The following is a 26,688-nucleotide window of genomic DNA, read 5'->3' as shown; positions in this document are numbered from 1 at the left end:
CGGGAGCCATCGGCTCCCGCTCTGGAGGAGAGGTCAACTCAGCTTAGCCGATGCGCTCGGCACCACCCATGTAGCTACGCAGAGCCTGCGGCACGTCGATGCTGCCGTCGGCTTGCTGGTAGTTTTCCAGCACGGCAACCAGCGTGCGCCCTACCGCCAGACCCGACCCGTTCAGGGTGTGTACCAGCTCCGGCTTGCCCGTTTCCGGGTTGCGCCAGCGGGCCTGCATGCGGCGGGCCTGAAAATCACCGCAGTTGGAACAGGATGAGATCTCGCGGTACTTGCCCTGGCTCGGAATCCAGACTTCCAGATCGTACGTCTGCTGCGCGCTGAAACCCATATCACCGGTGCACAGGGCCATGGTGCGGTACGGCAGCTCCAGGCGCTTGAGCACGTCTTCGGCATGACTGGTGAGCTCTTCCAGTGCGGCTGCGGACTCCTCCGGGCGTACGATCTGTACCATCTCGACCTTGTCGAACTGGTGCTGGCGAATCATGCCGCGGGTATCCCGGCCGGCCGAGCCGGCTTCGCTACGGAAGCACGGGGTGTGGGCGGTCAACTTGAGCGGCAGCTCATCAGCGGCAAGAATGCTCTGGCTGACGATGTTGGTCAGCGACACTTCGGCCGTGGGAATCAGGTACAGGTCGCGTTGGTCATCGCCACGCTGAATCTTGAACAGGTCTTCTTCAAATTTGGGTAGCTGGCCGGTGCCTTGCAGCGCCTCGGCCTGCACCAGATAAGGCGTGTAGGCCTCTTCATAACCGTGTTCGTTGACGTGCAGATCCAGCATGAACTGCGCCAGCGCGCGGTGCAGCCGGGCGATCGGGCCGCGCATCAGAGCAAAGCGCGCACCCGAGAGTTTGGCTGCGGTTTCAAAGTCCAGATAACCGTGCTGTTCGCCCAGTGCTACGTGATCCTTGACCTCGAAGTCGAAGCTGCGCGGCGTGCCCCAGCGGCGCACTTCAACGTTCTCGTCCTCGTCCTTGCCGACCGGAACGGATTCGGCCGGCAGGTTGGGCATGCTCAACAGCAGCGCGTCCAGCTCCTGCTGGATGCCTTCAAGCTCTTGCTTGCCTTCGGCCAGCTCAGTGCCCATGCGGTCAACGTCGGCCAGCAGTGGCTGAATGTCTTCGCCACGCGCCTTGGCCTGCCCGATCGACTTCGAGCGACTGTTGCGTTCGGCCTGCAGGGTTTCGGTGCGGGTCTGCACAGCCTTGCGGCGAGACTCCAGCGCATCGAGCTGGGCCAGATCCAGCGCGAAACCACGGGTGGCCAGGCGCTCGGCGAGCAGTTGCGGTTGGGTACGAACGAGTTTGGCATCAAGCATGGGTGATCATCATCTTTTGCAGTTTCAGGTGACGGCTGGTCAGCGCGTCAGTGACAGGCCAGCCCAGGTGGCGAGTAGTCCGATGCAAACACTGAGCAGAACATAGCCCAGTGCCAGCAGGCCTTCGCCATTCTCCAGCAGCCGCAGCGTGTCCAGAGAAAAGGTCGAAAAGGTGGTAAAAGCGCCCAGCAAGCCGGTGACCAGCAGTTGACGCAGCACCGGCGAGAGCTCCGGGCGCTCCAGCCAAAGGCCGTATAGTACACCGATCAGCAGGCATCCGAGCAGATTCACCAGCAAGGTTGGCAACGGAAACAGCTTGGGCCAATGCGCCATGGACCACTGCGCTACGCCGAAGCGCGCCAGAGCCCCCACGGCGCCGCCCAGCATGACCGCCAGACAGAGCTTAATCATCCGACCTCCGTTGTCTGCTGCTGGTCGCATCCAGGCTGCGCAGGTGTTGCAGTTTCTGCGCGATTTTCAGTTCCAGGCCACGCGGCACCGGCTGGTAGTACTGGCGTGGTTCCAGGTCTTCGGGGAAGTAGTCTTCGCCGGCCGCATAGGCCTCCGGCTCGTCGTGCGCGTAGCGATAACCGTCGCTGTAGCCCAGTTCCTTCATTAGCTTGGTCGGCGCGTTGCGCAGGTGCAGCGGCACCTCCAGCGAGCCCTGCCCGGCCACATCGCGCATGGCGGTATTGAAGGCGTTGTAGACCGCGTTGCTTTTGGGCGCGCAAGCCAGATAGGTGATGGCCTGGGCGACAGCCAGTTCGCCTTCCGGGCTGCCCAGACGCTCCTGCACGTCCCAGGCGTTAAGACAGAGCGTCAGCGCTCTGGGGTCGGCGTTGCCGATGTCTTCGCTGGCCATGCGCACCACCCGGCGCGCGATGTACAGCGGATCACACCCGCCATCGAGCATGCGTGCGAACCAATAGAGAGCGGCGTCCGGGTTGGAGCCGCGCACGGATTTATGCAGTGCTGAGATTTGATCGTAAAAGGCTTCACCGCCCTTGTCGAAGCGGCGGCGGTTGTCACTGAGCAGCTCACCGAGTAGCTCGACCTCGATGACCCCGCCCTGCTCCACCAGATCGGCGGCAATCTCCAGCAGATTGAGCAGGCGACGTGCGTCGCCGTCGCTAGCATCTAGCAGCAGTTGCCGTGCCTGCGGGCTGAGCTGCAGCTGGAGCGCACCGAGACCGCGCTCCATGTCCTCCAGGGCGCGGTCCAGCAGGCCGCTCAAGGCCTCCTCGTCCAACCCCTTGAGGACGTAGACACGGGCTCGGGAGAGCAAGGCGTTGTTCAGCTCGAACGACGGGTTTTCGGTGGTGGCGCCGATAAACAGCAAGGTACCGTCTTCGACGTAGGGCAGGAACGCATCCTGCTGCGCTTTGTTGAAGCGATGTACCTCGTCAACAAACAGGATGGTGCGGCGCCCGTTGGCGGCGTAGTTCTGCCGAGCGATATCCACCGCCTGGCGAATATCCTTCACGCCGGCCAGCACCGCCGAGAGGGTTTCAAAGTGGGCGTCGGTGACTGTCGCGATCAAGCGCGCAAGGGTGGTCTTGCCGACGCCGGGCGGCCCCCAGAAGATCATGGAATGCAGTGCGCCCTGCTCCAGCGCGGTGCGCAGCGGCCGACCGGCAGCCAGCAGGTGCGCCTGGCCGGCGTATTCATCAAGGTTGCGCGGACGCATGCGCGCGGCCAGCGGCTCGCGCGGTGCGGGCGCAGCGAACAGGCCGCCGTTATTCACTGATCACATCGACCCCGTCCGGCACCTCAAACTGAAAGGCGTCGGCAGCGACTGGCTCGTTCAGCACCACATTCTGGAACAGAATGTTGGTGCGCTGGCCAATCGGATCATTGAGCTGCATGTCGTTGATCAGCCCGTCGCGGAAGGAAAGGCGAAGCGTCTCAAACATGGTGTCGCTGGCCTTGGGGGTCAACACAAAGTCGTCGACGCTGCCGCCCTGAGTCCAGCGGATGCTGAAGTTGTCGGTCAGGGTGCTGACGTCGCCAGACAGCAGCAGCGCGGGAGTGTGCGTCAGTCGCTGATCCAGGGCCTGAATGGTGACCTGCATCAGGTCCGGATCGTACAGCCAGACCTGCTCGCCATCGGAGATCAGCACCTGCTCCAACGGCGGATCGGTATGCCAACGAAACTTGCCCGGGCGCTGCAGGGTTACCTGGCCGCTGGTTTCCTGCAGGTTGGAGCCGTTGGAGCTGAGCGTCATTTGCGAAAAATTACCCGTCAGCGTGTTAGCCGCCGACAGCAGCTCGTTCAGGCGCTCGGCAGCCGCCGCTTCATCCTGAGCCATCGCCGGCGTTGTCAGCAGCGCCGCGCACAGCACAATCCAGCGCCAACCAGTGATGCGATTCAACATAGCAGGGTTACTCCCCTCAATCCCGGACCGGCGGCGGTGCAATCACCTCGCGCGAACCGTTGGTGTTCATTGCGGTAACTACACCGGCCATTTCCATCGCCTCAATCATGCGGGCGGCCCGGTTGTAGCCAATCTTGAGTTTGCGCTGCACCGCAGAAATGGAGGCGCGGCGACTTTCGGTCACAAAACGCACGGCCTCGTCGTACAGCGCGTCTTCTTCGCTGTCGTCGCCACCACCACTACCGCCGTCAAAGCTGCTACCGCCCGCCGAGTCGTCAGCGCCATCCAGGATATCCTGGATGTAGTCCGGCTCGCCGCGCTGCTTCCATTCGTCGACCAGCCGATGCACCTCATCGTCCGATACAAATGCCCCGTGAACACGAACCGGCAAGCTGGTGCCCGGCGGCATATAGAGCATGTCGCCGTGGCCCAGCAGCTGCTCGGCGCCGCCCTGGTCCAGGATGGTGCGCGAGTCGATTTTGCTGGATACCTGGAAGGCCATACGGGTCGGAATGTTCGCCTTGATCAGACCGGTAATCACGTCGACCGAGGGGCGCTGTGTCGCAAGAATCAGATGGATTCCGGCGGCCCGCGCCTTCTGGGCGATACGCGCAATCAGTTCCTCGACCTTCTTGCCGACAATCATCATCATGTCGGCAAATTCGTCGATTACCACTACGATCACCGGCAGCGATTCGAGTTCCGGCGCCTCGTCTTCCATACTTTCGCGGCGGTACAGCGGATCGGTCAGTGGTGTGCCCGCCTTGGCCGCGTCTTTCACCTTGCGGTTGAAGCCCGCCAGGTTACGTACCCCCATGGCCGCCATCAGTTTGTAGCGACGCTCCATCTCGGCCACACACCAGCGCAGTGCGTTGGAGGCTTCCTTCATGTCGGTCACAACCGGCGCGAGCAGGTGCGGAATGCCCTCGTAGATCGACAACTCCAGCATTTTCGGGTCGACCATGATCAGACGGACCTCGGCAGGTGTCGCCTTGAACAGGATACTCAGCAGCATGGCGTTCACGCCGACCGACTTACCCGAGCCGGTGGTACCGGCCACCAGCAGGTGGGGCATCTTGGCCAGATCAGCCATCACCGGGTGACCGCCGATGTCGTGACCGAGCGCCAGGGTGACGGGAGACTGGGCCTCATCGAATTCGCGTGTTTCCAATACCTCGGACAGGCGCACGATTTCGCGGTCCTCGTTGGGAATCTCGATACCCACCGTCGTCTTGCCCGGAATCACCTCAACCACGCGCACGCTGATCACCGCCAACGAACGCGCCAAGTCCTTGGCCAGGTTGGAAATTTTACTAACCTTGACGCCTGGGGCCGGTTGAATCTCGAAGCGGGTAATCACCGGGCCTGGCTGCACCTTCTCAACCTCGGCTTCGACACCAAAGTCCTTGAGCTTGAGCTCAAGCAGGCGCGACATGCCCTCCAGTGACTCGGCAGAGAACCCTTTGGTTTTCTTGCTCGGCGGATCCAGCAAGCCAATCGGCGGCAGGGAGCCCGGGTCACTGGTATTGCTGAACAACGTGGACTGTTTTTCCTTCTGGCTACGTACACTGGCCTCGGCCGGCTTGGTGTCCAGCGGCACAATTTCCGGTGGCGTGCGGGTTTCGCGCGCCGCGACATGGCGAGCCAGGGCTTCCTGGCGCTGGGCTTTTGAGGCGTCGGCGCGGCGCTGCTCTTCAACGCTGAAGGCCGGCTCCTTACGCGGGGCCGGAGCGCGGCTCTCGCGCTGTACTGGCGTATCCATGCGGCCGTCGGCGCGGCGCGCGCGCCAGCTCTGCCAGGCGCGCTTGAGCAGATCCAGCAGATCCAGGGTCAACTTGCCGGTCAGGTCCATGACCTTGAGCCACGACAGGTTGGTGAACACGGTTAGACCGAATAGAAACAGGGTCAGATAAAACAGCGTACTGCCCTGCATGTTCAGCACAGGGTACGCCAAATCACGCAGCAGCTCGCCCAGCACGCCGCCTGCGCCCGCCCCCTCCGGAAAATGAGCACCGGGCGTGCCATGCAGCGCCGCCAGCGCGGTGCCCGCCAGCAGGGTCAGCACAAAGCCAATCAGGCGCCAGGAGAACAGCCAGCCGTTCCAGATCATCGGCTGATGGCGCCGACGGAACATTTGATAGACCTTGACCGCAACGATCAAGGGGAACAGAAAGGCCAGGTAGCCCAGCGTCAGCAGAAGCACGTCGGCGATCCAGGCGCCCATCCGGCCGCCGGCGTTTTGCACGTCGGCCACGCTGCCGCTGCGCGTCCAGCCCGGGTCGCTTGCATCAAAGGTGAACAGCGCCATACACAGGTACAGGCACAGGGCGTTCATCGCCAACAAAGCACCCTCGCGCAGACGCAGCGCCAGCTGTTCACGCCAGACCAACGGGGTTTTCGGGGCTGCGGTATCCTTCAAAACAAAGCTTCCATCACAGGTGAGGCGGTCATTGTACGGCCTGAGTCGACCGTTTTCACAACCAGAGTGCACAATACAGCACAAGCAGACCGACGCTGACTGCAAATGTTCCCGGCTGATTCACCACTTTATTGATGGGTGACAATAACTTATAACCGGTATCTGACAAAACGTTTGAATTTTTTATGAGTACTCCTGCACATGCCTCAACTAACCTGGCTGACCGCTGACAGCGCCGACTTTCCGCCGCCCGAGCGTGCCATGGCTGAGCCGAACGGCTTGCTGGCGGCTGGCGGTGATCTGACGCCGCCTCGCCTGCTGCATGCCTACCGCCATGGTATCTTTCCTTGGTTTGCTCCAGGCCAGCCGATTCTCTGGTGGTGCCCCGATCCACGCACCGTTGTGCGGCCGGCGGACCTGCATGTGTCACGCAGCATGCGCAAGGTGTTGCGCCAGGGTCGGCTTCGCGTCGACTATGATCGCGACTTTGCGGCGGTAATCAGCGCCTGCGCCGGCCCCCGTGCGGGCGCCGGTGGGACCTGGATCACGCCCAAGATGCAGGCCGCCTACATCGAGCTGCATCGCCTTGGGCACGCCCACTCGGTGGAGGTCTATCAGGATGACAGTCTGGTAGGCGGCCTCTATGGCATTGCGCTGGGCCGAGTCTTCTTTGGCGAGTCCATGTTCAGCCGTGTAGACAATGCCTCCAAGCTGGCTTTCATTACCCTGATACGCCAGCTGGAGGAATGGGGCTTTGCACTGATCGACTGCCAGATGCCCACCGACCACCTGTTCAGCCTGGGTGCCAGCAGCATGCCGCGCGCCGAGTTCTGCGCGGAACTGGCTCGCCTCTGCCCGCCCAGCACCGCCTCAGCCTGGGGTGCGGCACGGGTGTAACGCTCATGACGGCAGCGCCTTGCTGTGCGGCCGGGCGCCTGATGGCTCGCAGCGACCGTGTGGATTTGGTCAATGCTTCCTTTATAATCGAGGCATTGTTGACCGGGAGATGTCATGACTGACCTGTCGCAGCTCAAGTTCTACGCTACGCACCCTCACCCCTGCAGCTACCTGCCGGAAGAGCGCGCGACGACGCTGTTTCTTGATCCGCAGCAGCCGATTGATCTGGACACCTACAGCCACCTGTCAGAGCTGGGTTTTCGCCGCAGCGGCGACCACCTTTATCGCCCCCACTGCAAACAGTGCAGTGCCTGTATTCCGGCGCGCATCCCCGCTGCCGACTTCACCCCCAGCAGTGGCCAGAAGCGCATCATCAAGCGTAATCGCGACCTGCAGGTCAGCGAGCTCAAGCCCGAAGCAACCGATGAGATTTACGCGCTTTACGAGCGCTACATCAACGCACGCCACGCCGACGGCGACATGTTCCCGCCCAGTCGTGAACAATTTCAGTCCTTCCTGGCCAAGGACTGGAGCTTTTGCCGGTTTTACGCCTTCCGCGAGCAGGGCGCGCTGGTTGCCATCGCCGTCACCGATCACATGCGTAACGGCCTGTCTGCGGTGTACACCTTTTTTGACCCGGATCAACCGCGCCGCAGCCTGGGCCGTTACGCGATCCTCTGGCAGATCGAAGAAACCCATCGCCTGGGGCTGGAAGCTGTCTACCTCGGCTATTGGATCAAGAACTGCCGCAAGATGAATTACAAGACCGAGTACCGGCCGCTGGAAATGCTGGTCAACCAGCGCTGGATTCGCCTCAGCTAGGTAGCCCCAGAGCGGCTGCCAGCGCAATGGGCTGCCGCCTCGCCACGAAAAAATCCCCTTCAAACTTGGCGCTTGTGCTCTTTTCAGGCACAATTAGCCACCTTTTTTGTGGGTACTCTCCACCACCCACCCGAATTTCACCCCGAGAGGTTGTTGCTTAATGGCAAAAGAAGACAGTATTGAAATGGAAGGCACCATCATCGACACCCTGCCGAACACCATGTTCCGCGTTGAACTGGAAAACGGCCATGTCGTGACTGCCCACATTTCAGGCAAGATGCGTAAGAACTACATCCGCATCCTGACTGGCGACAAGGTACGCGTAGAACTGACTCCCTACGACCTGACCAAGGGTCGCATCACCTACCGCGCCCGCTGACACCCTGTCCCCCGCCGGGCACCCTCCCCGCCCGGCTGACTACCCCCTCCAGCAGATGATCACCCCTACCCGATCCAGTCGGGTGTTGTTGTTGGTCGCGTGATACATAGGGATGTCTATGTCAAAGGCATGCCTGCGCCTGGTACTCCGACCTCCGAGCGACGCGACTCGCTGCCAAACCCATAAAAAAACCCGCTCAAGCGAGCGGGTTTTCTCAACCGACAGGCGATCAGCGAGGCATGTAGCGACCCAGCTCGTGCTTGCCGATAGCGGCGCGGTGCACTTCATCCGGGCCATCGGCCAGGCGCAGAGTGCGCTGCATGGCGTACATGTGCGCCAGCGGGTAGTCATCGGAGACACCAGCACCGCCGTGCATCTGAATGGCACGATCCAGTACGTTGAGGGCAACGTTGGGCGCAACAACCTTGATCTGCGCGATTTCGCTCTTGGCGACCTTGTTGCCGACAGTGTCCATCATGTAAGCGGCGTTCAGGGTCAGCAGACGAGCCTGGTTGATCTCGATGCGCGACTGGGCGATCAGGTCAATGTTGCCACCCAGCTGAGCCAGGCGCTTGCCAAAGGCTTCACGCTCAACGGAGCGCTTGCACATCAGCTCCAGTGCGCGCTCAGCGGCACCGATGGAGCGCATGCAGTGGTGGATGCGGCCCGGGCCGAGGCGACCTTGGGCGATCTCGAAGCCACGGCCCTCACCCAGCAGCACGTTGCTGTAGGGAACGCGTACATTTTCCAGCAGCACTTCGGCGTGACCGTGTGGCGCGTCGTCATAACCGAATACCGGCAGCGGGCGGATAACCTTCACGCCGGGGGTGTCCATCGGCACCAGAATCATCGAGTGTTGCTGGTGACGCGGCGCATCGGGGTTGGTCAGACCCATGAAGATCATGATCTTGCAGCGCGGATCGCAGGCGCCGGACGTCCACCATTTGCGGCCGTTGATGACCCACTCGTCACCTTCGCGGCGAGCGTTGGCTTGCATGTTGGTGGCGTCGGAAGAGGCAACGCCCGGCTCGGTCATACCGAAGCAGGAGCGGATTTCGCCGGCGAGCAGCGGTTTCAGCCACTTTTCCTTGTGCTCATCGTTACCGTAGCGAACGATGGTTTCCATGTTGCCAGTGTCCGGCGCGCTGCAGTTGAACGCTTCGGACGCCAGGCCGGAGCGGCCCATCAGCTCGGCCAGCGGCGCGTATTCCAGGTTGGTCAGGCCAGCGCCCAGGTCGGATTCGGGCAGGAACAGATTCCACAGGCCGGCAGCGTGGGCCTTGACCTTGAGCTCCTCGACGATGGCGGTGGGCTGCCAGCGATCCCCTTCGGCTACTTGCTGGTGAAAGGTGGCTTCAGCCGGAAAAACGTGTTCCTGCATGAACGCGTCAACGCGCTCGCGTAGTTCTTTAACCTTGGGGGAGTATCCGAAATCCATAGTGGTTGCCTTCGTTTGGTGGGTTCGACGAAGAAAATGCTAGATGACCAATCTGGATTTATCTAACCTATTTTTGCCGTGTATTAACATTCATAAGCGATATATACTTGCCGACTCCGCTGAACTGCATGTCTCGATATGAGCCATTTGACCAAAGGATGATGCGATGAACCTCAGCAAGGTAGATCTGAACCTGTTCATTGTCTTTGATGCCATCTATACCGAGGCAAATCTGACCCGTGCAGGCCAGATTGTCGGCATCACTCAGCCAGCCGTAAGTAATGCTCTCGCTCGCCTGCGCGAGACATTCAACGACCCGCTATTCGTGCGTACTGCCCAGGGCATGGTCCCTACCCCGATGGCGCAGAACATCATTACGCCGGTCCGCTCTGCCCTGCAGCTGCTGCGCGTATCGGTGCAGGAAAGCCGCAGTTTTGTCCCCGAGCAGGCAACCAAGACCTACCGCATCAGCATGACCGACCTGACGGAGGCAGTCATTCTGCCCCATCTGGCCTCGCGCATCCGCCGCATGGCGCCGAACATCAACATCGACAGCTTCCTGGTCAAGCGCCGTGAAACCACCAAGGAGCTGGCGGCTGGTCGCCTCGACTTTGCCATTGATGCGCCGCTAAACACCGATACCCAGGTGCGCCACGTCAAACTGTTCGAGGATCATCATGTCTGTGTTATGCGCCCGGGCCACCCACTGGCCAAAAAAGAGCGCATTACCCTGGATGACTACCTGGCTCAATCGCACATTCATATATCCAGCCGCCGCAATGGTCTGGGCCACGTCGACCTGGCGCTGGGCAAAATGGGTTTGCAACGCCGAGTGGTGCTGCGTTCACAGCACTATCAGATGGCACCGCTGGTGATGGAGTCCACCGATATGGTGATGACAGTGCACGAGCGCTTCGCCAAGCGCCACAACCTGCATGCTGTCGCCCTGCCGATCGACGATGTGCCGCCGATCGAGACCCACCTGTTCTGGCATGAAAGCACCGACCAGGATCCGGCCAACCGATGGATGCGCGAGCAGATCATCGAGCTGTCGCAGAAACTGGTACGGGACTACCAGAAAAGCAAGGACGCCGCCCCCAGCTGATACCGTGACGGCTGAAACGACAAGGCCCGCACACTGTGCGGGCCTTGTCGTTTTACTTTAAACAATAGACTCAGCTTGCTGATTCATAAGCCATCTCAACGTTCAATCCGCCGGCGCTGCGGGCTGACTCTGACACCAGCTGCCGGGCCAGTACACCCAGCGTCATAACGGCCTGCTCTGTCGACCGGTTCCAGGGAATACCGCAGTTGAGGCGCAGACAGTGGTTAAACTGGTCCGAATTACTGAACACGATGCCCGGCGCGATACTGATGTTTTGCGCCAACGCCCAGTTGAACAACGTCAGCGTATCGGCTCCGCCAGGCAGGCTGATCCAGAGAATGTAGCCACCACGCGGCCGAGATATCTGCGTACCTTCCGGGAAGTATTGCTGTACCGCCAACTGAAACTGGCTGAGGTTCTTGCAGTACTCCTGCCGGATATGGCGCAGGTGCCGGTCGTAGCCGCCATTTTCCAGATAGGCAGCCACCGCCATTTGGCTGACGCTGCAGGCCGACAGCGTGGTGAATGTCTGCAGTTGCTCAATTGCCTGCTGGTACCGCCGCGTGATCAGCCAGCCAGTCCGCACGCCGGGCGAGATGGTCTTGGAAAAACTGGAGCAGTAGATCACGGTGTCGGAGCAGTCGAAGGCCTTGAGCGCACGCGATTGTCCCTGGTCAAACATCAGCTCGCCATAAATATCGTCTTCGATGATCGTCAGCTTGCGCTGCGCCATCATGCCGACCAGCTTGCGCTGCCGGGCCTCTGGCATGGTTGCGCCCATCGGATTACCGGCTCGCGCGGTCAGCACCAGTGCCTTGATGGGCCACTTGTCCAGCGCGCGCTGCAGCGCTTCCAGGCTGAGCCCGGTATCGGGATCGGTCGGAATCTCGATGACCTGCAACTCCAGCAATTGGCATAGTTGCACTGTGCCGTAATAGCTGGGGGATTCGGTCGCGATCAGGTCGCCCGGCCGCGTGACCGCGCGCAGTGCCAGTTGCAAGGCTTCGACGCAGCCATTGGTGATAACCACATTGCTGGGGTCAACAGCCGCACCAGCATCGCGCATCCGAATGGCCACCTGGCGACGCAGCGGTTCGTAACCCGGGCTAAAGGTGTAACTGAACGCCTTGTGGCTATGAAAGCGGGTGATCTTGCTCATCTGCTGATGCAGCGCACGCAGCGGCAGATAATCACTAGCCGGCACCGCCGCGCCGAGCGGAATGATTCCTTCGCGCCGCGCCTGGGAGAGAATCTCGCTGATGATGCTGCTACGGGTAACTGCGTAGGGCGCCTCAACCTTGGCGATTTGCGGCTTGGGCGCGGTCAGCGCCGGGGTCTGATGGACGTAGTAGCCGGACTGCGGGCGCGCATGAATCAGCCCCTGGTCCTCCAGGGTGGCGTAGGCCTGCAGCACGGTTGCATGGCTAACGCCCTTCTGGGTGCTCAGCTTGCGTACCGAGGGTACCCGCTCACCCGGTCGATAGACGCCATTCTGAATATCTTCCGCCAATTGCTGGGCGATACGCTGGTACAGCAGACTGGTCATGACAAACCTCCTGGAGCAGACCGACCACAGAGCTTATCCGGTACAGTTGCAGCAGCACAGTGACAGATGCGCCACAGTTAACCAGTACAGTTTATGCTGCTACCGGTTGTCCAGTTGATTGCTGATCAGTGGCGATTATTCCGCCAGAGGTATATCTGCTGCCGGCTCGCTGACCGGACGGAAAGGCGCGGCCCAGATACCTCGATACTTGTCGAGCAGACGCGAGCCCTCGTTGCGCTGCTGCTGTTCGAGCATGCCCAGAGCGAGTGCTGAACGCAGTGTAGGCGTGTTGCACACCGAATTGTGAGAAATGGCCAGATACAGTGGTGCGTTGATGAAAGAGCCTTCCAACGTGTCGAGCTGAGCGTCTACTCCCATTTGCTCGGCCAGGGCGAGCCCCTGGTAACGTTCCAGCACCACGTAATCCAGCTCACCTGCCAGCAGCTTGCGCAGGGCGCGCTCGCCGGAGGCTTCACGCTGCAGGTCCAGATTGTCTGTCGCGTAGGTGTCGAAGGATAGCCCGAAGCGGCTGCCCTGCTGCGCTGCGCCCCGCTTGCCGCGTAAATCCTGCCAGCCGGTATAAGGGAAGGCTGCGCCGCGGCGGACAAAGAACACACTGGGCACATCCACCACTGGCGGATAGACAAAATCGAGTGAGCCCAGCAGCTCGCGACTGAGAAACAGACCGGCCATGATGTCCACCTGCCCTGCCTCAACAGCCTCCAGCGCCTTGGCGCGTGAGCCGAGATCCAGCAGCTCCACCTCGACTCCAGAGCCCTGCAGCGCGTTGCTGAGCATCTCGATAGTCACCCCGGTCAGCGCCACGTCTCCGTCCTCTGGTGCCCAGGTCAGTGGCGGATAGGCCGGGTTGCCGGTAACCACAACGCGTTCACAGTTTGTGAGCTCAGCGTGCACCGGCGTCGAGCTGAAAACCCCGCCCAGCACCAGAGCCGTTGTCAGGGCGAGAAATCGATTGGAGCCTGATGTGAACATGATCAATCCCTGGTTGGTGGGCTTCAGCGCAAACAGACCCGGAACAGCGTAACGGGTTCAGTATTCAGGCCGCTACACCGCTGTGAAAACGAAACTCCTGATCAGCGGCGAGAATGGCCTGCTGCTCTGCCTGGGCAAAGCGGGCAATGTGTTCGTCGATTGGCGCGTCCGCGTAAGCCTTGGCCAGACGCAGGTAATCCTGATAGTGCCGTGCCTCGGACTTAAGCAGTGAGCGGTAGAAGTCGCCCAGCTCCTCGTCCAGATGCGGTGCCAGCTTGGCGAAGCGCTCGCATGAACGCGCCTCGATGAACGCCCCCACAATCAGCGTATCAACCAGCCGGCCCGGCTCTGTGGTGCGTACGTGCTGACGCAGGCGTTGCGCATATTGACTGGCAGACAGCCCGCGATAACGGATGCCGCGCTTTTGCATGATTGCGGTGACCTGCTCGAAATGACGCAATTCCTCACGCGCCAGACGCGACATCTTTTGCAGCAGATCCGGCTTGTCGACATAGCGAAACATCAACATCAGCGCCGTGGAGGCGGCCTTCTTTTCGCAGTTGGCGTGGTCGATCAGCAGTTCTTGCGGGTGCGCCAATGCCTGCTCAATCCAGGCATCAGGGGTACGGCAAGGCAGAAAGGCGAGGAGTTCGTCGGGCAGCATGAGTCTTTTCGCAGGTGGTAACAGCAACGCCGCAGAGTATACCTGCTGAACCCTCCATCCACAGCCCGAATAGACATGGATCAACACAAACCGGGTAAAAAACAACTACATTGGGAACATCGGGCAAGATTGCCTTTTGCACAACAGGGAGAAAGCCATGCAAGCCGTGAAACGCATTCTAGTTGTTATCGATCCCAGCCAGGAGCAGCAGGTCGCCTTGAACCGCGCTAGCCTGATCGCGGGCTTTATTGAATGCGAACTGCACCTGCTGGTGTGTGAGGACCGCGCCGATTACAGCGACCTGCTGGCTCGCCTGCGTGTCGAGCAGGATGCCAAGGGGATTCGCTGCAGCGTCACTCAGGATTGGCACCACAACAGCACTGACACCATCTGCCGCGCCGTATCCCGCGAAGGCTGCGACCTGGTCGTCAAGCAGCACCGTCCGGATAACCCGCTGCGCAAGGCGCTGCTAACGCCGGACGACTGGAAGTTGCTGCGCTACTGCCCGGCGCCCGTGCTGATGGTCAAGAACAGCGACAGCTGGATCAAAGGTTCTGTTCTGGCGGCGGTAGATGTCGGCAACCACGACGATCAGCATCACGTGTTGCACGACACCATTGTCAGCCACGCCGCTGATATCGTTGACATGATTGATGGCGACCTGCACCTGGTTTCGGCCCACCCTGCCCCGATGCTGTCTGCCGCCGATCCGGCGTTTCAGCTCAAGGACAGCATTGCTGCCGAATACCGCGCTCGCGCCGAACCCTATGTGAAACTCTACGGTATCGACGACCAGCACCTGCATATCGATGAAGGCCCGGCGGACACGCTGGTGCCGCAGGTTGCCAACCGTATCGGTGCCAGCGTTACCATTATCGGGACTGTGGGCCGCAAGGGGATCGCCGGCGCGCTGATCGGCAATACTGCCGAAGTGGTGCTGGATCAGGTCAACAGCGACATTCTGGTGCTGAAACCGGAAGATACCCTGGCGCACCTTGAAGCGCTGCTGGAAAAGTAGGCCTGTGTACCAGCGGGTGCCGTGCGTTCAGGGCACCCGCCGGTCGTAGTAGGCCGTGGACAGGTCAAAGAAGGCCTGATCCAGGTTATCTCGCACCTGCTTCAGTGTCGCGCCATGCCACAAGGGCTGCAGGCGCAGGCCCGCACTCTCCAAACCGCCCTCAGCCAGGCGAGGCAACAGGCGCCAAACCTTGATACTCACGGGCATATTGGGGTCTGCAGGCACCTTCAGTCGCTTCAGCTCACCCTCCAGTGCCCACACCGATACCAGTTCAAAGCGGTTCCAGATCAACTGCTCCAGCAGCTGTTCCAGACGACGCCAGACCGCCGCACGCTGACCGTTGTCGTAGCGGTTCCAGTCAATGATTTCATGGCTGAAGCGCTTGCAACCGCGACACACCAGATCACCGAATACGGTGGAGCACAGCCCGATACAGGGCGTTTTACTGGTGTAGGCGTCAGAATCGGAGGGCATGCGGCAGTGCTCAACGGCAAATGCGCCATGATAGACCAGTCGCGGCCTGATCCCAAGACGACCAACGCACGCCTGCCTCATCCGGGATACAGCTTAACTTTGGGTTCGCCATCCTGTAGAATCAGCCCGCCGTTAGGGCTGTGCTTCAGGCGTTTGCCCGCAACCCGTTACGTATCTGCCAACACCAGTTACCCAGGTTGCCCCCCACCAGAACGGGTCTGCGCTTGCACACAGTCTTATTGCCGGCACGCCAGGGAAGCACTGAATAGCTCCCTTATCCAAGATGATTATTCAGTGCTTCCCGGAGTCCGAGAGGATTACCGTTCCGTCATGAGCGGAACAGACTGATGAGGGTAATAACTGTGCTTGAAGCCTATCGCAAACACGTTGAAGAGCGCGCCGCTCAGGGCGTCGTGCCCCAGCCGCTGAACGCCGAACAAACTGCAGGTCTGGTTGATCTGCTGAAAAACCCGCCGGCAGGTGAAGAAGAGTTTCTGCTCGACCTGCTGACCAATCGCGTCCCGCCGGGCGTGGACGAAGCGGCCTACGTTAAGGCTGGTTTCCTCTCCGCTATCGCCAAGGGCGAAGCCAGCTCCCCGCTGCTGAACAAAGAACGCGCTGTTGAGCTGCTGGGCACCATGCAGGGCGGCTACAACATTGCCACTCTGGTTGAGCTGCTGGACGACGCTGCCCTGGCTGCCACCGCTGCCGAGCAACTGAAGCATACCCTGCTGATGTTTGATGCGTTCCACGACGTTGCGGAAAAAGCCAAGGCTGGCAACACCCACGCCAAGGCGGTACTGCAGTCCTGGGCTGACGGCGAGTGGTTCGTCAACAAGCCTGCTGTTGCTGAAAAGCTGTCCCTGACCGTTTTCAAGGTTCCTGGCGAAACCAACACCGACGATCTGTCTCCGGCGCCCGATGCCTGGTCCCGCCCGGACATCCCGCTGCACGCTCTGGCCATGCTGAAAATGGCCCGTGACGGCATCGAGCCGGTCGAGCCGGGCGCTGTTGGCCCGCTCAAGCAGATCGAAGAAGTTAAAGCCAAAGGCTTCCCGGTTGCCTACGTTGGTGACGTGGTCGGCACCGGTTCTTCCCGTAAATCTGCAACCAACTCTGTGCTGTGGTTCTTCGGTGACGACATCCCGAACGTTCCGAACAAGCGTGCAGGCGGTTTCTGCTTCGGCTCCAAGATTGCCCCGATCTTCTACAACACCATGGAAGACGCTGGCGCCCTGCCGATCGAGTTTGATTGCACCGACCTGAACATGGGCGACGTTATCGACGTTTACCCCTACGAAGGCAAGGTCTGCAAGCACGGCACTGACGACGTCATCACCACCTTCGAGCTGAAGACGCAGGTGCTGCTGGACGAAGTACGCGCTGGCGGCCGTATTCCGCTGATCATCGGCCGTGGCCTGACCGAGAAGGCACGTGCCGAACTGGGTCTGGGCTCTTCCGACCTGTTCCGTAAGCCCGAGCAACCGGCTGACACTGGCAAGGGTTACACCCTGGCCCAGAAGATGGTGGGTAAAGCCTGTGGCGTCGAGGGTATTCGCCCCGGCACTTACTGCGAGCCGAAGATGACCACCGTCGGTTCTCAGGACACCACTGGCCCGATGACCCGCGACGAGCTGAAGGACCTGGCTTGCCTTGGCTTCTCTGCCGACCTGGTCATGCAGTCGTTCTGTCACACTGCGGCCTACCCGAAGCCGATCGACGTGACCACGCACCACACCCTGCCCGACTTCATCCACAACCGTGGTGGCGTTGCGCTGCGCCCGGGTGACGGCATCATTCACAGCTGGCTGAACCGCATGCTGCTGCCTGATACCGTTGGTACCGGTGGTGACTCGCACACCCGCTTCCCGATGGGCATTTCCTTCCCGGCCGGTTCTGGCCTGGTCGCCTTCGCAGCAGCCACCGGCGTGATGCCGCTGGACATGCCGGAATCCGTTCTGGTCCGCTTCAAGGGCAAGATGCAACCCGGTATCACTCTGCGTGACCTGGTTCATGCCATCCCCTACTACGCCATCCAGCAAGGTCTGCTGACCGTCGAGAAGAAAGGCAAGAAGAACATCTTCTCCGGCCGCATTCTCGAGATCGAAGGCCTGGATCACCTGACCGCCGAGCAAGCGTTCGAGCTGTCCGATGCGTCTGCTGAGCGTTCCGCTGCCGGCTGTACCATCAAGCTGAGCGAAGAGTCCGTTGCCGAATACCTGAAGTCCAACATCGTCCTGCTGCGCTGGATGATTGCCAACGGCTATCAGGATCCGCGCACCCTGGAGCGTCGCGCCAAGGCGATGGAAGAGTGGCTGGCCAACCCGAGCCTGATGGCTGCCGACGCCGATGCTGAGTACGCCGCTGTGATCGAAATCGATCTGGCCGACGTCAAGGAGCCGGTCCTCTGTGCACCGAACGACCCGGACGACGCACGCCTGCTGTCCAGCGTTGCTGGCGACAAGATCGACGAAGTCTTCATCGGTTCCTGCATGACCAACATCGGTCACTTCCGCGCGGCTGGCAAGCTGCTCGAGAAGAACAAGGGCGCCATCCCGACCCGTCTGTGGCTGGCTCCGCCGACCAAGATGGATCAGTATCAGCTGACCGAAGAAGGCTACTACGGCATCTACGGCAAAGCCGGTGCGCGTATGGAAATGCCGGGCTGCTCGCTGTGCATGGGTAACCAGGCGCGCGTTGCTGCCAAGTCCACTGTTGTCTCCACCTCCACACGGAACTTCCCGAACCGTCTGGGCGATGGCGCTGATGTGTACCTGGCTTCCGCCGAGCTGGCCTCGGTAGCGTCCATTCTGGGCCGTCTGCCGAGCGTTGAAGAGTACATGGGGTACGCTGCCGATCTGGACAGCATGGCCAGCGATGTCTATCGCTACATGAACTTCAACGAAATCGAGTCCTACCAGAAAGCCGCTGCGTCCATTCCGGTCGAGCAGCTCTGATAGCAGGCACGACAAAAAAACCCGCGTAATGCGGGTTTTTTTGTGTCTGTGTTGCTTTTAGGGGCTGTCCTCATCCAGCAGCGAGGCCCCCAGCTTCAAGGCGGCCTCGACAACACGTTCAATTGGCTGAGCATATCCCGACGCCATCCAATGCAAGGCTATGTGGATGACACCGCCCAAAATCCCGGCCTGCAGCAGCTCGTCAAAGTTCTCGCCTGGCTCTGCCAGCGCGCGAGTCATGTCATCACTGCTGGCTTTCAGCGCTTCGTCAATCGCCTGATCAACCGCCGCACTGATGCCGCGTATGTCCAATAGCAACAGGCGCGCGACTCTGGGGTTATCTCGCAGATAACCGAAGTAGGCACAGAGCATGGCGTGACTACGGTGCAGGCGACTGCCTCCCACCGCCTCTGCGGCGGCCATATTGATCTCCCTTAGCTGCCTCGCAGCTTGCTCGTAGCAGGCAATCAACAGCTCATCGCTGTGGCTGAAGGATTCATAGAAGTAACGCTGGGTAAGGCCGGCGGCCTCGCAGACCTGCTTGACGCCTGAATGCCGGTAGCCATGTTCGCCATATACTCTGGTGGCAGCATCAATCAGTTGCTGGCGGCGCATGGCCTTGCGCTCTTGTGGCGAGCTTCCGCGATAACGGCGAACGGTAGTAGCTGTATTCATTGGGTGAATTCTGACAACGAGGATTGCCAAGAGCATATATGACAATCTAGATTGTCACCAATACCCATGTGACGGGACACAACAATGACACAACAACAACAAGTATTTGAACCTGTACCACTGGACGTACTGATTATCGGCGCGGGCCTTTCCGGCATCGGCGCAGCCCACGCGTTGAGCGAAAAGTGTCCGGACAAGCGTTACCTCATTCTAGAGCGTCGCCAGTCCATTGGCGGGACCTGGGACTTGTTTCGCTATCCCGGCATTCGCTCAGATTCAGACATGTATACCCTAAGCTACAGCTACAAACCCTGGAGCAACCGCAAAGCCATCGCCGACGGTCCAGACATCAAGCGCTATATCGAAGAGATCGCCGAAGACTCCGGTGCCATTCACAACATCCGCTTCCAGCGACGGGTGGTGTCTGCCAACTGGTCAAGTGAGACCTCGCGCTGGCAAGTTGTTGCCAAGGCAACCGACGCCTCCGGAGCTGAGCATGAGGAGCACTACGAGGCGCGCTTTCTGTTCTCCTGCTCCGGCTACTACAGCTACGACGAAGGCTATCGCCCGACCTTCCCCAATGAGCAGAACTTCAAAGGGCAGATCATTCATCCGCAGTTCTGGCCCGAAGACCTAGATTACGCAGGCAAGCGCGTGGTGGTCATCGGCAGTGGTGCTACCGCTGTAACCTTGATTCCGGCCATGGCCAAGACCGCTGGACATGTGACCATGCTGCAACGCTCACCCAGCTATGTGGTCGCGCGGCCGCAGCGCGACAGCATCGCCCAGTCACTGCAGAAATGGTTGCCGTTGCACGTCGCACACTCGCTCACGCGCTGGAAGAACGTCTTTCTTACCCAGTTCTTCTACAAGCTTGCACGCAACCGGCCGGACCAGTTCAAGCAACGTGTCCTGCATATGGTCAAGACGCAGGTCGGCGATGTTGACATGAAACACTTCACCCCGGACTACAAGCCCTGGGACCAGCGCGTTTGCGCGGTCCCTGATGGCGACCTGTTCAGAGATGTACGCGCCGGCCGCGCCAGCGTGGTGACCGATACCATTGAGACATTTACTGAAAACGGGATTCGCCTGCACTCCGGCCAGGAGCTGGAAGCCGATATCATCGTCACGGCGACTGGCCTGAAAGTTAACGCACTGGGCGATGTTGTCCTGTCCGTGGATGGCGCACCGATGCTGTTCAACGAGCGCATGTCCTACAAGGGCATGATGCTCAGCGACGTGCCCAACATGATCGTCACGTTCGGCTATACCAACGCGTCCTGGACGCTCAAGGCCGAACTGACTGCCGACTACGCCTGTCGTCTGCTGCGCTACATGGACAAGCACAACTACCGTGAGGCGGTGGTTCGACGCGACGCGTCTGTGCAGGAACAACCCTTCCTCGACTTTACTTCTGGCTACGTGCAACGCGCGGCGAATGTACTGCCCAAGCAAGGCGACCGCGCTCCGTGGCAGGTTCGTCAGAACTACCTGAAAGACAAGCTGACCATTCAGTATGGCCGTATCGATGACGGCGTCATGCAGTTTCAATAACAAGGATAAGAATCCATGCAGACCAAAGAGTGTGTAGCAGTACTGACAGGGGCAGGGAGCGGTATTGGTCGTGCGTTGGCGAACGCGCTGGCGCAATCGGGATGTCACCTGGCGCTGGCGGACGTGAATGCCGCCGCGCTGGCTGAAACGGCAGCACAAGTAAGGGCGCTGGGCGTCAGAGTCAGCGAGCATGCTCTCGACGTTGCCGACCGCAGCGCTGTAGCCGCCCTGCCCGACGCTGTCATCGCTGCCCACGGTCAGGTCGATCTCTTGATCAATAATGCAGGCGTTGCCTTGGGTGGCACGTTCGAGCAGGTCAGCGTTGAGAACTTTGACTGGCTGATGCGTATCAACTTTGACGCCGTTGTAACCATGTGCCGGGCTTTTCTACCGCTGCTGCGTCAGCGCCCGGAAGCTCGTATCGTGAACCTGTCCAGCCTGTTTGGCTTTATCACGCCTGCAGGCCAGACGGCCTACTGTGCGAGCAAATTCGCCGTGCGGGGCTTTTCGAATGCCTTGCGCCTTGAACTCAACGACAGCAATGTTGGCGTTACCGTGGTGCACCCCGGCGGCGTCGCCACAGCCATTGCAACCAGCGCGCGTCCTGCCGAAGGCAGCAGCGAGGCCGACCAGGCCCGCAAGCTGGCACGAGCCAAACGCCTGTTGCGTATGCCACCGGCCCGTGCAGCCGAGATTATTCTCAGGGGCATTGAGCGTAACAAACCCCGAGTGATCGTGGGCAACGACGCACTGATTCTGTCCTGGCTCGAACGGCTGATGCCGGTGAGCTACTGGCGTCTGCTGCCCGGCCTGGCTTCAAACAACGACTAACGGCTCCACGCAAAAGGGAACTGAACGTGAACACTCTGTTTATGACACTGTTGATGCTGATCGGGCTCACGCTGCTTGGTCTGTTTCTCTACACCCTTTTCGTCGCCAAGCGGATTGAATTGGGCATGCCCCCTGAGGGCAGCTTCATCACCATCATGGGCAACCGTATCCACTACGTGGAGCAAGGTTCTGGGCCGGATACGATACTACTGATTCATGGTCTGACCGGCGTTGTGCAGAATTTTGGCTACGGCCTGATCGACGAGCTGGCCAAAACTCACCGGGTAATTGCTATCGACCGGCCGGGCAGCGGCTACTCGGTACGACCTGACTCCGCATCTGCATCCCTGACCGTCCAGGCAGACGTGGTTGCCGGGGTCATCGACGCCCTCGGCCTTGGTCGCCCGCTGCTGGTTGGGCACTCTCTGGGCGGCGCCGTATCACTGGCCACCGCCCTCAGGCATCCCGATAAGGTGAATGGTCTGGCGCTCATCGCGCCGCTGATCTACATGCCGTCGCAGGTGTCCGATGCCTTTGCCGCACTGACCATTCGCTACAGCTGGTTGCGCAAGCTGGTTGGCTGGACATTGGCGGTGCCGCTGTCGATTCGCAAGCGCGAACAGGTACTGGGCGTGGTCTTTGGTCCAGAGCAGGCGCCAAAGGACTTCCCGATTCGCGGTGGCGGGCTGCTGGGCTTGCGCCCGAGCCACTTCATTGCCGCCTCACGGGATCTCACCGCGCTGGAGGCCGTGCTGCCACAGATGCAATTACGCTATGACGACCTTCGACTGCCCATCGGCATTTTGTACGGGCGCGAAGATCGCATCCTTGATCCGCAGGAGCAGGGACAAACCTTGGCAGACCGTCTGGACAATGTGGAACTGACTCTGATTGATGGGGGCCACATGCTGCCAATTACCCAGCCGGAGGCCTGCCTGACGTTTATCCGCGCACGCCTGCAAGCCGCACCCAAGGCGGCTTGAGGTCACTGGCGAGTGTGATGGAGATCACGCTCGCCCACTCCTCACTGAACCTTTGACGTCACTCTTCTGTCACAAACTGTGTATTTGGTAAACACAACTATGTGCAAGGAGTAGTCACATGAATCAGTTGAAATTGATCTCTATCGCCATTCTCGCCCTGTTTGCCCTGACCGCGTGCGGCAACGACTATCTGGTGCGCACCACCGATGGTCAGATCATGGAAGCCGAGGACAAACCAGAAATTGATGAAGAAACCGGCATGATGGAATACGAGGACGCCACCGATCGCGACCGCCAGATTCCGCAGGAAGAGGTCAAGGAAATCATCGAGCGCTAATTGTCTAGTCCTAGAATAGGTTGACACCTATTTTGTCTCAGAACGCCCGATGCACCGCATCGGGCGTTTTGTATTTCAGGGCCAGATGAGGCCGCCCCCGGTTACAAATCTCCACCGACTCACCAACCATCATGCGGGCCTGCTCCAAGTTCCCCGGTCGTACCAACAAGAATTCCGTCTTCAGGATGCCGTTCACCCGCTCCGCCAGGGCGTTTTGATAGCAGTCGTAGCCGTCGGTCATTGAGCATTGGATGCCGTGTTGCTGGTGCAACGCCTGGTAGCTGTCGCAGCAGTACTGAGCGCCGCGATCAGAGTGGTGGATCAGGGGCAGGCTTCCCGGGCGCTCCCGCAGAGCCTTGCGCAACGCCTGTTCCACCTCCTCGCTGCGCAGGCTCTCATGCACATGATGGCCCACGATTTTGCGGGAGTAGGCATCCGTCACCAGACTCACGTAGCTCATTCCAGAGCGCGTCGGCAGGTAGGTGATATCCGCCACCCAGACCTGATTCGGCCGCCTGGCAACCACTTGCTCCGGGCCCGGCTTGAGCAGGTTCGGATGACGCCGGAAGCGGTGATGGCTGTGCGTGGTCTTGTGGTAGGCCCGCCGCCGGGGTACCAGTAGACGCCGCGCCCGAAGCACTTGGAACAGGTGATCACGCCCAAGGTGGAGAGCCCGGTCCGCTTGCTCATGGAGAAGGTAATGCAACTTGCGAGCGCCAATGCGAGGCTGGCAGCGGCGAATCGCCCGGACAAAGTCCACCACCCGCTGCTCACGAGCCTCCCTGGCATGCTCCGCTCTCTGGGCCTGATACCAGGCCTGGCGGCTGATGCCCAGGAGATGACAGGCCCTGCTGACGGTCAATCCGGCAACGCGTCTTTGCGTGAGGACTTGCCGGGCCGCTTTTTTACCGTCACCCCGTAGTCCTTCTCCATGACATCGACTACGGCTTCGAAGAACTCGGCCTTCTGTTCAGCCAGACGCAGCTTCTCCTCAAGCTCCTTGATCCGCTGTTCCGGGGTAGGTGGGGACTTCGGCACGGTAGGGCTCCGACTCGCACGGTGGGAGGTGCCAGGACACCAGTCCTGGTCGCCATATCGACGTAACCACTTTAGTACCGTCGAGCGGCCCTGAATACCGTAGAGGGCCTGGGCCTGCTTATAGGTCAGCTCACCGCGCTCCACCTCGTCCACCACCGCCTGTTTAAAGGCCAGGGTGTAATCCCGCTGCGTGCGCTTAACCCTTTGGTTCATCACGTTCTCCAGAAATCAGGGCTGGAACGTGTCAACTCTATTCAGGACGGGTCAAATCAAATAAAAAGGCCGCTGACGCGGCCTTTTTTACCACCGGCGTGCGTCTCACCAGCTATAGGTTACCGAACCGGTGACGGTACGCCCTTCCCCCCAGTAACAACCCAGCGCCGAGATACAGGTTGAGATGTACTCCCGGTCGGTCAGATTGTTGGCACTGAGTTGCAGTGTTACCCCGTTATCCGCCCCCACCGCCTTGGCCAGATCATAACTGACACTGGCATCGAACAAGGTCACGCTGTCGGTCTCGTACAGGTTTGCGGTTTCACCATAAGATTCACCGATATAGCGGGCACCACCACCCAGTCCGAGCCCGCGCAGAGGGCCCTGCTGAACGGCGTAGGCTAACCACAGGCTGCCCTGCTTATTGGGCACGAAGGGTTGCTCGTTACCCTTGATTGCCGGATCGCCATCGCGCGTTATTTCACTGTCTGCCAAGGTGTAGGACGCCAGTGCCTGCAAGCCTTCAGTCAGCTCCATCTTGCCTTCCAGCTCCAGGCCACGCATACGCACTTCACCGGTTTGCGAGCGCTCGTTGGTCAGCAGATCGCGCGTCAGCACATCCTGTTGGGTCAGCTCATAGGCAGACAGGGTCCACAGGCTGCCACCGCCCACCGGCTGATAGCGCAGTCCCAGCTCATACTGTTTGCCTTCTGTCGGGTTCAGGGCATTACCGCTGGCGTCGGTGCCGCTGGTGGGCAGGAATGATTCGCTGTAGCTGACGTAGGGTGCCAGCCCGTTATCAAATTCATATACCAGCCCAACTCGCCCGCTGAACGCCTCATCGCGCTGATCAACACGGGTCTTGGTGCCGGCAACGATGTTGCGGGTGGTATTGTCGGCGTTCGCCAGGTCATACCGGCCAGCCAGATGCAGGGTAAAGCCATGGATGGCGATCTCATCCTGCAGATACGCGCCAACCTGATAGCGTTCCTGTTCACGGCGCGTCGTCAACGGCGGTTTTACCGCATCGCCCGTGTAGGCCAGCGTACCAAGATCGATGGGGCTGACGTTGAGCCCGTCGAAATGCTCATCGTAGGTGCCATCCTCCTGCTGGTAGTCCAACCCGAGCAGTACCTGGTGCTCCGCCTGACCCAGCGTGAAGGTGGCCAGCGCCTGGTTGTCGAGGGTGAGGGAGTCAGACTTCTCCGGGAACGCCCAGGCGTAGCGCACCAGGTTGTTGCCCATCAAGGCCGCGCCCTGCACTCTCTGGGTGTCGGTCTCGACCCGCGCCAACCGCAGATTCTGACGCAGAGTCCAGACGTCGTTCAGGCGATGCTCAAGCTCGTAGCCGAGGAACATCTGCTCGTTGGTGAAACGGTCATAGCCGGGTTCGCCAATGAAGGTATCCGGGCCCAGCTTGCCCCAGGGCGCGCCGCCGTACAGGGTGCCTTGCGCTGGTAGTGCGGGCGGCGCGCCGCCGCCGTCGGCGTCGATCTTCTGATAGTGCGCCAGCAACGTCAGATCGGTGTTCTCGCTCAGCTGAAGGGACAGAGACGGTGCCAGCAACTGACGCTCCTCGCCGACGTGATCGACCTGAGAGTCCGCATCGCGCAGCAGGGCAACCATGCGATAGCGTACGCGCCCCTGCTCATCCAGCGGGCCACCCAGATCCAGACCGAGCTCGCGGTGCTCATAGCTCCCGTATTCAGCATGGACTTCACCCTGGGCCTGCTCCGTCGGACGTTTGCTGACCATATTCAGCAGGCCGCCCGGCGTGGACTGTCCATAGAGCACCGAGCCCGGGCCCTTGAGCACTTCCACCCGCTCAAGCAGAAACGGGTCAATACGCGGCTGGGCGTAACCCAGTACGCCAAAGGGCAGCCGCAAACCGTCCATAAAACGGCCTGGATTGAAACCACGCACCGTAAACCAGTCATGACGCAAGTCGGTATTGCCGTACTGGCTGACAACCCCCGGGGTGTACTGCAGGGCTTGGGCCAGATCACCAGCGCCGCGGGCTGCAATCTCTTCGCGGGTAACCACGTTGACCGCCTGCGGCGTAGCCATCAGGTCGGTGCCCGTTTTGGTCGCGCTCAGAGTGCTGCGGGCAACCACACCGCCCACTGGTGCGGTAGGGTCTCCAGCCACGCGCTCGCCGGTCACCAGCAACACGCCGAGCTGCGTACTGTCAGTGGCCGTGTCAGCCGGCACAACGACATACACGCCCTGCCCCTGCTCGACTGCTTGCAGGCCGGTACCACTGAGCAGCTGCGCAAAACCAGCGGCAACACTGTATTCGCTGGTCAGCTGCGGCGCTCGCAGATTCGCCAACCGAGCGGCATCAAACTGCACGCTGACACCGGCCTGGCGGGCGAAACCGGTCAGCGCCCCGGCAAGATCACCGGCTGGCACCTGGTAATGATGGCCAGCGGATGCGTTGGCGTTCGCCGCGTGCACCAGTGGCGCGGCGACGCTGCTCAGGCCAATGGCCAATGCCAGTGGGGCCAATCGGGCGCGCTGCGTAAGCGCAACGGCGGATGAGGAAAAGCCTGCCATCTCAAGGACTCCTTTCAAGCGAAGCGGATAATTGTCCCTGTAGAAGACACGCGAGCCGCCAAAAGGGGACAGCTCGAATGAAAA

At 60.5% G+C, this 26,688-nt stretch carries 22 protein-coding genes and 1 pseudogene; 10 read left to right on the top strand and 13 right to left on the bottom strand.

Annotated elements, in window-relative coordinates:
• Positions 1–43: 43 nt before the first annotated feature.
• The 5 genes from serS to ASB58_RS07260 are packed head-to-tail and all read right to left on the bottom strand — an operon-like array spanning position 44 to position 6,121.
• Entirely contained in the window at positions 44–1,327 is a 1,284-nt protein-coding gene (serS, locus tag ASB58_RS07280; RefSeq protein WP_118129839.1) for a serine--tRNA ligase, read from the bottom strand.
• A 39-nt stretch (positions 1,328–1,366) separates the two neighbouring features.
• Positions 1,367–1,738, bottom strand: coding sequence for a fluoride efflux transporter CrcB (gene crcB / locus ASB58_RS07275; RefSeq protein WP_096005682.1), 372 nt, complete (start codon positions 1,736–1,738; stop codon positions 1,367–1,369).
• Complete coding sequence (locus ASB58_RS07270; protein ID WP_118130028.1) at positions 1,731–3,014, bottom strand: replication-associated recombination protein A; 1,284 nt, start codon at positions 3,012–3,014, stop codon at positions 1,731–1,733. The genes crcB and ASB58_RS07270 overlap by 8 nt, the downstream gene beginning before the upstream one ends.
• A gap of 49 nt (positions 3,015–3,063) precedes the next feature.
• Positions 3,064–3,702: an outer membrane lipoprotein periplasmic chaperone LolA gene (lolA, locus tag ASB58_RS07265; protein ID WP_118129838.1), complete on the bottom strand. Its 639-nt coding sequence runs from the start codon at positions 3,700–3,702 to the stop codon at positions 3,064–3,066.
• Positions 3,703–3,718: 16 nt separating this feature from the next.
• Positions 3,719–6,121 carry a DNA translocase FtsK gene (locus ASB58_RS07260; RefSeq protein WP_118129837.1) on the bottom strand — a complete coding sequence of 801 codons (2,403 nt, stop codon included), beginning with the start codon at positions 6,119–6,121 and terminating at the stop codon, positions 3,719–3,721.
• A gap of 201 nt (positions 6,122–6,322) precedes the next feature.
• Here ASB58_RS07260 and aat point away from each other — a divergent pair, with 201 nt between their 5' ends.
• From aat to infA, 3 genes are all read left to right on the top strand, one after another.
• Positions 6,323–7,018, top strand: a complete 696-nt coding sequence (gene aat, locus ASB58_RS07255; protein ID WP_118129836.1) for a leucyl/phenylalanyl-tRNA--protein transferase — start codon at positions 6,323–6,325, stop codon at positions 7,016–7,018.
• Between the two features lie 114 nt (positions 7,019–7,132).
• A complete protein-coding gene (locus ASB58_RS07250; RefSeq protein WP_118129835.1) occupies positions 7,133–7,840 on the top strand; it encodes an arginyltransferase in 708 nt (235 codons plus the stop codon).
• 160 nt (positions 7,841–8,000) lie between these two features.
• Complete coding sequence (infA, locus tag ASB58_RS07245; RefSeq protein WP_080050557.1) at positions 8,001–8,219, top strand: translation initiation factor IF-1; 219 nt, start codon at positions 8,001–8,003, stop codon at positions 8,217–8,219.
• 229 nt (positions 8,220–8,448) lie between these two features.
• Here infA and ASB58_RS07240 read toward each other — a convergent pair whose 3' ends face one another.
• A complete protein-coding gene (locus tag ASB58_RS07240; protein ID WP_118129834.1) occupies positions 8,449–9,657 on the bottom strand; it encodes an acyl-CoA dehydrogenase in 1,209 nt (402 codons plus the stop codon).
• 166 nt (positions 9,658–9,823) lie between these two features.
• Here ASB58_RS07240 and ASB58_RS07235 point away from each other — a divergent pair, with 166 nt between their 5' ends.
• Positions 9,824–10,762, top strand: a complete 939-nt coding sequence (locus ASB58_RS07235) for a LysR family transcriptional regulator (protein WP_096005687.1) — start codon at positions 9,824–9,826, stop codon at positions 10,760–10,762.
• 70 nt (positions 10,763–10,832) lie between these two features.
• Here ASB58_RS07235 and ASB58_RS07230 read toward each other — a convergent pair whose 3' ends face one another.
• From ASB58_RS07230 to miaE, 3 genes are all read right to left on the bottom strand, one after another.
• A complete protein-coding gene (locus ASB58_RS07230) occupies positions 10,833–12,308 on the bottom strand; it encodes an aminotransferase-like domain-containing protein (protein WP_118129833.1) in 1,476 nt (491 codons plus the stop codon).
• Positions 12,309–12,443: 135 nt separating this feature from the next.
• On the bottom strand, positions 12,444–13,301 hold the full coding sequence (locus ASB58_RS07225; protein ID WP_118129832.1) for a substrate-binding periplasmic protein: 858 nt from the start codon (positions 13,299–13,301) through the stop codon (positions 12,444–12,446).
• A 64-nt stretch (positions 13,302–13,365) separates the two neighbouring features.
• A complete protein-coding gene (miaE, locus tag ASB58_RS07220; protein WP_096005690.1) occupies positions 13,366–13,965 on the bottom strand; it encodes a MiaE family protein in 600 nt (199 codons plus the stop codon).
• A gap of 157 nt (positions 13,966–14,122) precedes the next feature.
• Here miaE and ASB58_RS07215 point away from each other — a divergent pair, with 157 nt between their 5' ends.
• Complete coding sequence (locus tag ASB58_RS07215) at positions 14,123–14,983, top strand: universal stress protein (RefSeq protein WP_118129831.1); 861 nt, start codon at positions 14,123–14,125, stop codon at positions 14,981–14,983.
• Between the two features lie 27 nt (positions 14,984–15,010).
• Here the strand turns inward: ASB58_RS07215 and ASB58_RS07210 are convergent, their stop codons facing one another.
• Positions 15,011–15,457 carry a DUF1289 domain-containing protein gene (locus ASB58_RS07210; RefSeq protein WP_181977880.1) on the bottom strand — a complete coding sequence of 149 codons (447 nt, stop codon included), beginning with the start codon at positions 15,455–15,457 and terminating at the stop codon, positions 15,011–15,013.
• 362 nt (positions 15,458–15,819) lie between these two features.
• On the opposite strand from ASB58_RS07210, the gene acnB reads away from it, so the two are divergent.
• On the top strand, positions 15,820–18,414 hold the full coding sequence (gene acnB, locus ASB58_RS07205) for a bifunctional aconitate hydratase 2/2-methylisocitrate dehydratase (protein WP_118129829.1): 2,595 nt from the start codon (positions 15,820–15,822) through the stop codon (positions 18,412–18,414).
• 57 nt (positions 18,415–18,471) lie between these two features.
• Here acnB and ASB58_RS07200 read toward each other — a convergent pair whose 3' ends face one another.
• Positions 18,472–19,089 carry a TetR/AcrR family transcriptional regulator gene (locus tag ASB58_RS07200; RefSeq protein ID WP_118129828.1) on the bottom strand — a complete coding sequence of 206 codons (618 nt, stop codon included), beginning with the start codon at positions 19,087–19,089 and terminating at the stop codon, positions 18,472–18,474.
• 84 nt (positions 19,090–19,173) lie between these two features.
• On the opposite strand from ASB58_RS07200, the gene ASB58_RS07195 reads away from it, so the two are divergent.
• The 4 genes from ASB58_RS07195 to ASB58_RS07180 all read left to right on the top strand — a co-directional run bounded on the left by ASB58_RS07195 (position 19,174) and on the right by ASB58_RS07180 (position 22,797).
• Positions 19,174–20,646, top strand: a complete 1,473-nt coding sequence (locus ASB58_RS07195) for a flavin-containing monooxygenase (RefSeq protein WP_118129827.1) — start codon at positions 19,174–19,176, stop codon at positions 20,644–20,646.
• A 15-nt stretch (positions 20,647–20,661) separates the two neighbouring features.
• Entirely contained in the window at positions 20,662–21,477 is an 816-nt protein-coding gene (locus tag ASB58_RS07190) for an SDR family NAD(P)-dependent oxidoreductase (protein WP_118129826.1), read from the top strand.
• 26 nt (positions 21,478–21,503) lie between these two features.
• Positions 21,504–22,460: an alpha/beta fold hydrolase gene (locus ASB58_RS07185; protein ID WP_202974597.1), complete on the top strand. Its 957-nt coding sequence runs from the start codon at positions 21,504–21,506 to the stop codon at positions 22,458–22,460.
• A gap of 118 nt (positions 22,461–22,578) precedes the next feature.
• Positions 22,579–22,797 carry a YgdI/YgdR family lipoprotein gene (locus ASB58_RS07180; protein WP_096005697.1) on the top strand — a complete coding sequence of 73 codons (219 nt, stop codon included), beginning with the start codon at positions 22,579–22,581 and terminating at the stop codon, positions 22,795–22,797.
• Positions 22,798–22,834: 37 nt separating this feature from the next.
• Here the strand turns inward: ASB58_RS07180 and ASB58_RS07175 are convergent.
• Positions 22,835–24,048 (bottom strand): annotated as a pseudogene (locus ASB58_RS07175) (IS3 family transposase).
• 105 nt (positions 24,049–24,153) lie between these two features.
• Positions 24,154–26,604, bottom strand: a complete 2,451-nt coding sequence (locus ASB58_RS07170; protein WP_118129825.1) for a TonB-dependent siderophore receptor — start codon at positions 26,602–26,604, stop codon at positions 24,154–24,156.
• Between the last annotated feature and the right edge of the window lie 84 nt (positions 26,605–26,688).

The sequence above is a fragment of the Pseudomonas abyssi genome (genome assembly GCF_003444685.1).
Taxonomy (GTDB): domain Bacteria; phylum Pseudomonadota; class Gammaproteobacteria; order Pseudomonadales; family Pseudomonadaceae; genus Halopseudomonas; species Halopseudomonas abyssi.
This window is presented reverse-complemented; position numbering and strand designations above follow the sequence as displayed.

Bases quoted from the DNA above. Each gene is read 5' to 3' on its own strand.
- ASB58_RS07170 (WP_118129825.1), bottom strand. From the start codon at position 26,604: ATGGCAGGCTTTTCCTCATCCGCCGTTGCGCTTACGCAGCGCGCCCGA.
- ASB58_RS07200 (WP_118129828.1), bottom strand. From the start codon at position 19,089: ATGAATACAGCTACTACCGTTCGCCGTTATCGCGGAAGCTCGCCACAA.
- ASB58_RS07190 (WP_118129826.1), top strand. From the start codon at position 20,662: ATGCAGACCAAAGAGTGTGTAGCAGTACTGACAGGGGCAGGGAGCGGT.
- ASB58_RS07250 (WP_118129835.1), top strand. From the start codon at position 7,133: ATGACTGACCTGTCGCAGCTCAAGTTCTACGCTACGCACCCTCACCCC.
- lolA (WP_118129838.1), bottom strand. From the start codon at position 3,702: ATGTTGAATCGCATCACTGGTTGGCGCTGGATTGTGCTGTGCGCGGCG.
- miaE (WP_096005690.1), bottom strand. From the start codon at position 13,965: ATGCTGCCCGACGAACTCCTCGCCTTTCTGCCTTGCCGTACCCCTGAT.
- ASB58_RS07235 (WP_096005687.1), top strand. From the start codon at position 9,824: ATGAACCTCAGCAAGGTAGATCTGAACCTGTTCATTGTCTTTGATGCC.
- ASB58_RS07195 (WP_118129827.1), top strand. From the start codon at position 19,174: ATGACACAACAACAACAAGTATTTGAACCTGTACCACTGGACGTACTG.
- aat (WP_118129836.1), top strand. From the start codon at position 6,323: ATGCCTCAACTAACCTGGCTGACCGCTGACAGCGCCGACTTTCCGCCG.
- ASB58_RS07240 (WP_118129834.1), bottom strand. From the start codon at position 9,657: ATGGATTTCGGATACTCCCCCAAGGTTAAAGAACTACGCGAGCGCGTT.
- ASB58_RS07270 (WP_118130028.1), bottom strand. From the start codon at position 3,014: ATGCGTCCGCGCAACCTTGATGAATACGCCGGCCAGGCGCACCTGCTG.
- ASB58_RS07180 (WP_096005697.1), top strand. From the start codon at position 22,579: ATGAATCAGTTGAAATTGATCTCTATCGCCATTCTCGCCCTGTTTGCC.
- ASB58_RS07210 (WP_181977880.1), bottom strand. From the start codon at position 15,457: ATGCCCTCCGATTCTGACGCCTACACCAGTAAAACGCCCTGTATCGGG.
- ASB58_RS07225 (WP_118129832.1), bottom strand. From the start codon at position 13,301: ATGTTCACATCAGGCTCCAATCGATTTCTCGCCCTGACAACGGCTCTG.
- infA (WP_080050557.1), top strand. From the start codon at position 8,001: ATGGCAAAAGAAGACAGTATTGAAATGGAAGGCACCATCATCGACACC.
- crcB (WP_096005682.1), bottom strand. From the start codon at position 1,738: ATGATTAAGCTCTGTCTGGCGGTCATGCTGGGCGGCGCCGTGGGGGCT.
- ASB58_RS07215 (WP_118129831.1), top strand. From the start codon at position 14,123: ATGCAAGCCGTGAAACGCATTCTAGTTGTTATCGATCCCAGCCAGGAG.
- serS (WP_118129839.1), bottom strand. From the start codon at position 1,327: ATGCTTGATGCCAAACTCGTTCGTACCCAACCGCAACTGCTCGCCGAG.
- ASB58_RS07230 (WP_118129833.1), bottom strand. From the start codon at position 12,308: ATGACCAGTCTGCTGTACCAGCGTATCGCCCAGCAATTGGCGGAAGAT.